Source organism: Kocuria sp. ZOR0020 (genome assembly GCF_000800955.1).
Taxonomy (GTDB): domain Bacteria; phylum Actinomycetota; class Actinomycetes; order Actinomycetales; family Micrococcaceae; genus Kocuria; species Kocuria subflava.
On record NZ_JROX01000242.1, the window covers coordinates 1 to 7,508 of the forward strand.

General features: G+C 63.8%; 6 protein-coding genes. 5 read left to right on the top strand and 1 reads right to left on the bottom strand.

The annotated features are described in order from the left end of the window. Positions 1-49: 49 nt before the first annotated feature. Positions 50-1,687 carry a DASS family sodium-coupled anion symporter gene (locus L979_RS12470; protein WP_081994477.1) on the bottom strand — a complete coding sequence of 546 codons (1,638 nt, stop codon included), beginning with the start codon at positions 1,685-1,687 and terminating at the stop codon, positions 50-52. A gap of 231 nt (positions 1,688-1,918) precedes the next feature. Here L979_RS12470 and L979_RS12475 point away from each other — a divergent pair, with 231 nt between their 5' ends. The 5 genes from L979_RS12475 to L979_RS12495 form a co-directional block, all read left to right on the top strand. Beyond that, on the top strand, positions 1,919-3,730 hold the full coding sequence (locus L979_RS12475; RefSeq protein WP_047692532.1) for a long-chain fatty acid--CoA ligase: 1,812 nt from the start codon (positions 1,919-1,921) through the stop codon (positions 3,728-3,730). A gap of 214 nt (positions 3,731-3,944) precedes the next feature. Beyond that, positions 3,945-4,925 (top strand): LLM class flavin-dependent oxidoreductase, encoded by a 981-nt coding sequence (locus L979_RS12480; protein WP_047692533.1) that lies wholly within the window; start codon positions 3,945-3,947, stop codon positions 4,923-4,925. Between the two features lie 25 nt (positions 4,926-4,950). Beyond that, positions 4,951-5,853 carry an SDR family NAD(P)-dependent oxidoreductase gene (locus L979_RS12485; RefSeq protein ID WP_047692534.1) on the top strand — a complete coding sequence of 301 codons (903 nt, stop codon included), beginning with the start codon at positions 4,951-4,953 and terminating at the stop codon, positions 5,851-5,853. A 13-nt stretch (positions 5,854-5,866) separates the two neighbouring features. Then, positions 5,867-6,250 (top strand): hypothetical protein, encoded by a 384-nt coding sequence (locus L979_RS12490; protein ID WP_231559543.1) that lies wholly within the window; start codon positions 5,867-5,869, stop codon positions 6,248-6,250. 186 nt (positions 6,251-6,436) lie between these two features. After that, the coding region (locus L979_RS12495) for a sensor histidine kinase (protein WP_047692536.1) at positions 6,437-7,508 on the top strand (1,072 nt) is incomplete at its 3' end.

Here is a 7,508-nt window from a genome sequence, read left to right on the forward strand (position 1 = left end):
GCACCTGCTCATCCTGGACGATCCAGGCGCCGCGGAAAAGGTAACGGGGTCAGAAGACCATGTCGAAAGCCCACGGGCCGAGGAGCACGGTGAACAAGGTGATCAGCACGATGCCGACCACGTTGAGCACCACACCACCCTTGACCATCTCGCTGATCTTCACGTGCCCGGAGGCAAACACGATGGCGTTGGGCGGGGTGCCCACCGGCAGCATGAACGCACAGGTGGCGGCAAGAGCTGCCGGGATCAGCAGCGTGATGGGATCAATACCCAGACCGATGGCCACACCACCCAGGATCGGGATGAAGGCAGCCGCCGTTGCCGTGTTGGAGGTGATCTCCGTGAGCAGCAGCACGATGGTCACCACAACGGCCAGCAGCAGGATCAGTGGGAGGGCTCCAAGGCCACCCACCTGATCGCCGAACCAGGCGTCCAGGCCGGTTGCCGCAACTGCAGCTGCCAGGGACAGGCCGCCACCGAACAGCAGCAGCACGCCCCACGGCAGGCCGTTCTCGGCATCCTTCCACTTCAGGGTCATGTTGCCGCGCTTGTCGCCGGGGATCAGGAACAGGATGACGCCGGCTGCAATGGCGGTCACGGTGTCGTTGAAGCGATTCAGGAAGGCCCAGCCTTCACTTTCGCCAATGGCCGGGATGCCGGTGAGGATGCCGGGGGCGATCCAGAAGAAGGCGGCGACGACGAACACTGCCAGCACCACCCATTCGCCCTGGGACATGCGGCCGAGGTCGTCAATTTCCTTCTGGATCAGCTGCTTGCCACCCGGGATCTCCTTGAGGTTGAACCGGAAAACAACCATGGTGATCAGCAGCCAGGAGATGCCGATGAAGACGACGACGATCGGCACACCCAGCATCATCCACTGGGCAAAGCCAACGGTCTGGCCCAGTTCCTCGCTGACGTAACCGGCCACGATGGCGTTGGGCGGGCTGCCCAGCAGGGTGCCCAGGCCGCCGATGGTGGCAGCCCATGCAACGGAGAGCACCAGGGCAACACCGAACTTGCGGACCTCGGGGTCGTCGATGACCTCGCTCAAGGTTTCCGTGGCGGTCAGCTCAGTGGTGATGGCATCCGTGTCCACGTCCTGCGCGTTGCCGTGCTTCTTGCTGTTCTCCACCACCAGGGTGAGCACGCTGAGGCCGATGGGCAGCATCATCAGGGTGGTGGCCGTGTTGGAGACCCACATGGAGAGAAACGCGGTGGCGATCATCAGGCCCAGGATGATCTGGCGCGGCTGCGTGCCGACTGCACGTAGGGTGAGCAGCGCGATGCGGCGGTGGAGGTTCCACTTCTGCATGGCGATGGCGATCAGGAAGCCACCCAGGAACAGGAAGACGATCGGGTTGGCGTATGGAGTGGTGGCCTCCGCGGGGGTGATTTCCGTGAGGATGGGGAAAAGGACGATCGGCATCAGGGAGGTGACGGGCAGAGGCATGGCCTCGGTCATCCACCAGATGGCCATGAGGGATCCGACGGCGCCCACGATGCGTGCGTCTGCGGAAAGGTCCGTGGTTCCCAGGAGGAACCAGACGATAAAAAAGGCCACCACACCCAGGATGCGGAAGAGCCAGAGTTTGCCGTTGTTGTTGGCGGGTTGTTGCTTGCCATCCGTGACAGCCACCTGATGGGCTGCCGTGGGCGGCGAGGAGTCGGTACTGGGCGAAGACATTGTGGTGCACCTCACTGTTTGGGACGGTGACCAAAAATTAACAGCGAATGCACAGGTTCACCAAGTCGAGTTGCCCACCTGAGTATGCGGTGATTGGTGACGAGCGGGCCCGCCCATCCGCCCCGGATCACGATTGCGTGACGCATCCACCAGGCGCTTTGTGACCGCCCTCACAATGGCCTACCGTTGTTGGACAATTGTCAGCCAGTGCCCTGTTTCCAAGGAGCCCCCTTGCGTGAGATCAGCCTGCCCCTGTTGGTGGAGACCCCATCCAGCACCAACATCACGGATCTGATGGTCCGCAACGCGCGGAAGTCCAGCGATCCCTCGTTGTTCGCCAAGAAGGTGGGTGCCGATCAGTGGGTGGACATCCCGGCCAGTGAGGTCACCGCAGATGTGGTCGCCTTGGCCAAGGGGCTGGTGGCAGCAGGTGTTGAGCCTGGTGACCGTGTGGCGTTGATGTCCAAGAATCGCCTGGAGTGGTCCCTGTTGGACTTTGCCATCTGGTTTGCCGGTGGTGTGGTGGTCCCGGTCTATGAGTCCTCCGCTGCCACTCAGTTGGCCTGGAACCTCTCTGATTCAGGGGCCGTGGGCCTGGTGGTGGAAACCCCGGAGCACAAGGCGGTATGGGAGCGCGCGGCTCACAACGAGGACCTCTCCACCGTCCACAGCGTCTGGTGCCTGGACGAGGGCGGGATGGGTCACTTGCGTGAGGGTGGCAAGGACGTCGCGGACGAGGAGATTGAACGACGCCGCCAGTTGGCCAACCTGGATGACCTGGCCACGATCATCTACACCTCCGGCACCACCGGCAGGCCCAAGGGTTGCGAACTGACGCACGGGAACTTTGTGGAGTTGGCGGACAACGCTGCTGCAGCCATGCCGGAGCCAGTCCACGAGGGCGCCCGCACGGTCATGTTCTTGCCGTTGGCTCACGTGTTCGCCCGGTTCATCGAGGTCATGGCCGTGGGTGCCGGTGTGACGGTGGCGCACACCGCGGACATCAAGGATCTGCTGGGGGACCTGAAGTCCTTCCAGCCCACGTTCCTGCTGGTGGTCCCACGGGTGTTCGAGAAGGTGTTCAACTCCGCCCAGCAGAAGGCTGAGGGGGAGGGCAAGGGCAAGATCTTCAACCGGGCAGCCAATGTGGCCATCGAATGGTCCCGTGCTGATGAGGCGGGCAAGGTCCCGTTGGCCTTGAAGCTGCAGCACAAGCTGTTTGACAAGCTGGTTTACGGAAAGCTGCGCTCCGCCATGGGTGGCCGGGTGGAGTACGCCGTTTCCGGTGGTGGGCCACTGGGTGAGCGTCTGGGGCATTTCTTCCACGGCATCGGCCTGCTGGTGCTGGAGGGCTACGGACTGACCGAAACCACCGCACCCATCACCGTGAACACCGTCAAGAAGATCAAGATCGGTTCCGTGGGCACCCCGCTGCCGGGCAACTCGGTCAAGATTTCCGACGACGGTGAAGTCCTTGCCAAAGGCATCTGCGTGATGAACGGGTACTGGCAGAACCCGGAGAAGACCCAGGAGACTTTTGACGAGGACGGTTGGTTCCGCACCGGGGACCTGGGCAGCCTGGATGAGGACGGCTACCTGCGCATCACCGGACGCATCAAGGAGCTGATTGTGACTGCCGGCGGCAAGAACGTCAGCCCGGTGGTTTTGGAGGACCAGGTCCGGGCTCACCCGCTGGTTTCCCAGTGCATTGCGGTGGGGGAGAAGCGTCCGTTTATTGCCGCTTTGATCACCTTGGACGAGGAAGCGCTGCCCGGGTGGTTGGAGGCCCACGAGCTGGACTCCAGCATGAACGTGGCCCAGGCCATGGAGCAGGAGAAGGTCAAGACCGCCATTCAGGAAGCCATTAATTCGGCCAATGACACCGTGTCCCGCGCCGAGCAGATCCGTGAGTTCCGGATCCTGGATCACGACTTCTCCGAGACAGATGGCACCCTGACGCCTTCCATGAAGTTGCGCCGCCGCCATGTTCTGACCAACAACCAGGACCTGATCGATCAGATTTACGGCGGTCCCCTGGACTGAGCACACCAGACGCGGTCAGACATTCCCACAGCTGAAAACCGGCCCGGGGCGCGCCCCTGGGCAAGAGGGCGTCTTGCCCCAGCCGGATTCGCTGACAGCAAGATCACAGGCTGCGTCGTCGTCGTGGGGAATCTAGCGGGCTGGTGAGTGGCTGTACCCGGCAGAAACCCGGCGGGGTACGTCTCCGTCACGCCACCGTGAAAGGTTTGCTGTCTTGGCACTTCCGCTGTCCGTTCTTGATTTTGCCACTGTCCGCCCAGGTCATTCCGTGGGAGAGGCCTTCCAGGAGTCCGTGCAGTTGGCGCAGGTGGCTGAGCGGCTCGGGTACACGCGGGTCTGGTACACGGAGCACCACAACATGGGTGCCATTGCCTCAGCGGCACCGGCGGTGTTGATTGCGCACATTGCCGCCCAGACGGAATCCATCCGACTGGGCTCCGGTGGTGTGATGCTGCCCAACCACTCTCCGTTGACCATTGCAGAGCAGTTCGGCACCTTGGCGGAGCTGCACCCCAACCGGATCGACCTGGGGCTGGGGCGCGCCCCGGGTACGGATCAGGTGGCCGTGCGTGCCATGCGGCGTGACCCGCGTGCGGCCGAGGAGTTCCCTCAGGACGTGAAGGAACTGCGCGGATACCTGCAGGACAACTCGGTGATCCCGGGAATCCGTGCGGTTCCGGGTGCCGGGACCAACGTGCCGCTCTACATCCTGGGCTCCTCCCTGTTCGGTGCTCGCCTGGCCGCGGCCTACGGCCTGCCCTACGCATTCGCCTCTCACTTTGCCCCGGACGCCTTGGAGCAGGCCGCGGCCGTGTACCGCTCCGAGTTCGAGCCGTCAGATCAGCTGGCTGAGCCCTACATGATGGCGGCCGTCAACGTGGTGGCCCACGATGACCCCAACGTCTCCGTGGCCGAGAACGAGTGGTACCGCCGCAACCGGGTCAAGCTCATGGCCGGCCGCGGTCGTGAGCTGACGGAGCAAGAACTGGACTTGGTCATGCACTCGGCTGCGGGGCAGCAGATTCTGCACATGCTCAAGTACACGGCTGTGGGTGATGGCCAGCAGGTGAAGTCATACCTGGAGGACTTTGCCAAGCGCTCGCAGGCCGATGAGTTGATTGTTGCCCCGGTGGGTTCCACCGCTGAGATGGCCGAGGATTCACTGGCGGTCCTGCGTGCTGTCTGGGGTCGCTGAATCAGTGCCGGATCGGCCATAATCAATGACCGTGCGTACCGTGCTGCCTCCGTTGACCTTGCCGGATCAAGTGGGACGGACGTGGTTGGTCACGGGCGCCACCAATGGTCTGGGCAGGGAGGTGGCAACGGCTGCCGCTGCCGCCGGGGCCCGGGTGATCGTTGCCGCTCGCCATACCGAACGGGGTCGCGACGCAGCAGCAGCCTTGAGCAATGCCCGTTTCCTGCAGGTGGACCTTGCTGATTTGTCCTCGGTGAGGGCTGCAGCTGAGGCGCTGGATGAGCCCGTGGACGTGCTGGTCAACAACGCCGGAACGGTTTCCGGTGCACGCCGGGAGACCGCAGACGGTTTTGAACTGATGCTCGGGACCAACACCCTGGGCCCCTTTGCCTTCACCAACCTGATCCTTCACCAGGTCACGGAGCGTGTGGTGATTGTGGGCTCCGGTGCCCACCGGTGGACTCACATGGACTTCACGGACCCCCACTTCCGGAACCGCAAGTTCTCCTTCCAGAACGGTTACGGCCAGTCCAAACTGGCGGGAATGCTGTGGGGCCTGGGTTTGTCCCGGCGCCTCTGTGCAGCTATTCACGACGACGCCGCTCGCCCCGCCGTTCAGCTGGCCCACCCCGGTTGGGCGCACACCAACATGCAGAACCAGACGCCCTGGAAGGTGATCAACGGGCTGGTGGGTTTCGCCTCCAACTTTGGTGGTCAGTCCGCCTCCGATGGTGCGCAGAGCATCCTGGTGGCGGCCACGGCGGATCTGCCCGAGTGCAGTTACGTGGGACCCAGCGGGCGTGGCGAACTGAAGGGGCCGCCGTCGTTGGTGGGGAGATCAGCGTGGGCCTCCACCCCGGAGGTGGCGGATGCGTTATGGCAGTTTGCCGAGGCCGCAACCGGCACCAGGTTGCCCTACCCGGGATGACAGAATTGATCAGATGACTGATAAATCCTCTGAGGTTGCCACCCAACGTACGGCTCGACGCATGGCGGGGGCGCTGACGGTCACGGGCATGATTCACCTGGTGCGCCCGCAGATCTACGATTCCTTGATTCCATCCGTCATGCCCGGACCGGCCCGGGCGTGGAGTGTGGGTTCCGGGTTTGTGGAGCTGGCGGTCGCGGGGTTGTTGACCGCACCAGCCACCAGGAAGGTGGGCGGTGTGGCGGCTGCCGGACTGTTTGTGGCGTTGTGGCCGAGCCATTTCAAGATGATCAAAGACTGGTCCCACAAGCCGATGCGCAAACAAGCCGTGGCCTGGGCCCGTCTGCCCCTGCAGATTCCCATGATTCGCTCCGCCCTCAGGGTCGCGCGAGGCTAGGCCCCCTTAGGAACCCCGCTGGCCTTGAGGAACGCAGCTGACGCTGTGTGGAATGCCGCCGCCCCGACTGGCAGAACGGTCGGCCATTCATCGGTGCCCACCACTGGCATGAATCATGCTTACGGCGCCCCGGCATCCTGCTTGGGGAGGACGCCACTGGTTACAGTGCACGCTTAATCTGAACGCATGAAATCAGCAGCTGTGAAGCCTGCACCGTGGCAAGAGCCCGCGGTGACCCCGGATCCTCAGGTGGACCCGCTCCCAGAGGATGCCCACCCGGGCCCTGACGTTGCCCACGTAGCGTCCGTGGGAATACCCGCGGCCGGCATGCCTGCCGGTGGCACCGGCAGGCGATGGTTGGTGACCGCTCTGACCGCGTTGGCCTTTGTACTGGGTCCCTTGGGCGCCCTGCTGGTCTACGGTGTGGCCAGTCTGGCGCTGCAAAGCGGTTCCGCAGACATGGCGGACTTCCCGTTCACGGACAGCCAGCTGCTGGTGATGACCATCGTTGACGTGGGTGTGGGCCTGGTGGCGGTGGCCCTGTTGCCGTTTGCGTTGCGCCGGGCCCCGGAGTCCCAGGTGTTGGAGGCCGGGCACGATCCCGGGACACCGCAGCTGAAGGAGCCTACCTCCGCCCTGGTGGTGGCGCTGGTGATCGGGCTGATGGTGGCCTTTTCCTCCGCGGCGTCCCTGGCCTGGTTCATTGCGGTGATCTCCATCAGCTCACGCGGGATCCGCAAATGGCTCTACTGGATTCCACCGGTTGCGTTGATCTCCGTGATGACCAGCTTTTTTGTGTTCCCGGTGCAGACGGACATCTGGCAGGCGCTGATGGTGGGGGCGCTGTCCATGGCTATGACGGCACTGCCCATGGTGATCGGCCTTCTGCGGTGGAGCAGACGCCGGCAGATCCGGGCGTTGCGATCGGAGGCAGCCACCGCCCACCGGGAAGCGCAGGCCGTGATCCGCGCCGAGCAAGCCCGGGCAGAGAAGACCCGTGCGGAGGAGCGGACCCGTATTGCCCGGGAAATGCACGACACCCTCTCCCACCGCCTTGCCCTGATCAGCACCTACGCGGGTGCCCTGGACTACCGGGATGACCTTGACCCGGAGACCGTGCGTTCCACGGCTCGTCTGGTGCAGCAGACCGCCTCCACTGCTTCGGCTGAACTGCGCACCGTCTTGGATGTGCTGCGGGAGGACCCCACGGACACTCGTCCGGAACCTGATCTGACCCAGGTGGACAGCCTCCTGGCAC

What these genes read in the sequence shown, in the direction of transcription:
- L979_RS12470 (WP_081994477.1), bottom strand. Translation starts at nt 1,687, where the DNA reads ATGTCTTCGCCCAGTACCGACTCCTCGCCGCCCACGGCAGCCCATCAG.
- L979_RS12485 (WP_047692534.1), top strand. Translation starts at nt 4,951, where the DNA reads ATGACCGTGCGTACCGTGCTGCCTCCGTTGACCTTGCCGGATCAAGTG.
- L979_RS12490 (WP_231559543.1), top strand. Translation starts at nt 5,867, where the DNA reads ATGACTGATAAATCCTCTGAGGTTGCCACCCAACGTACGGCTCGACGC.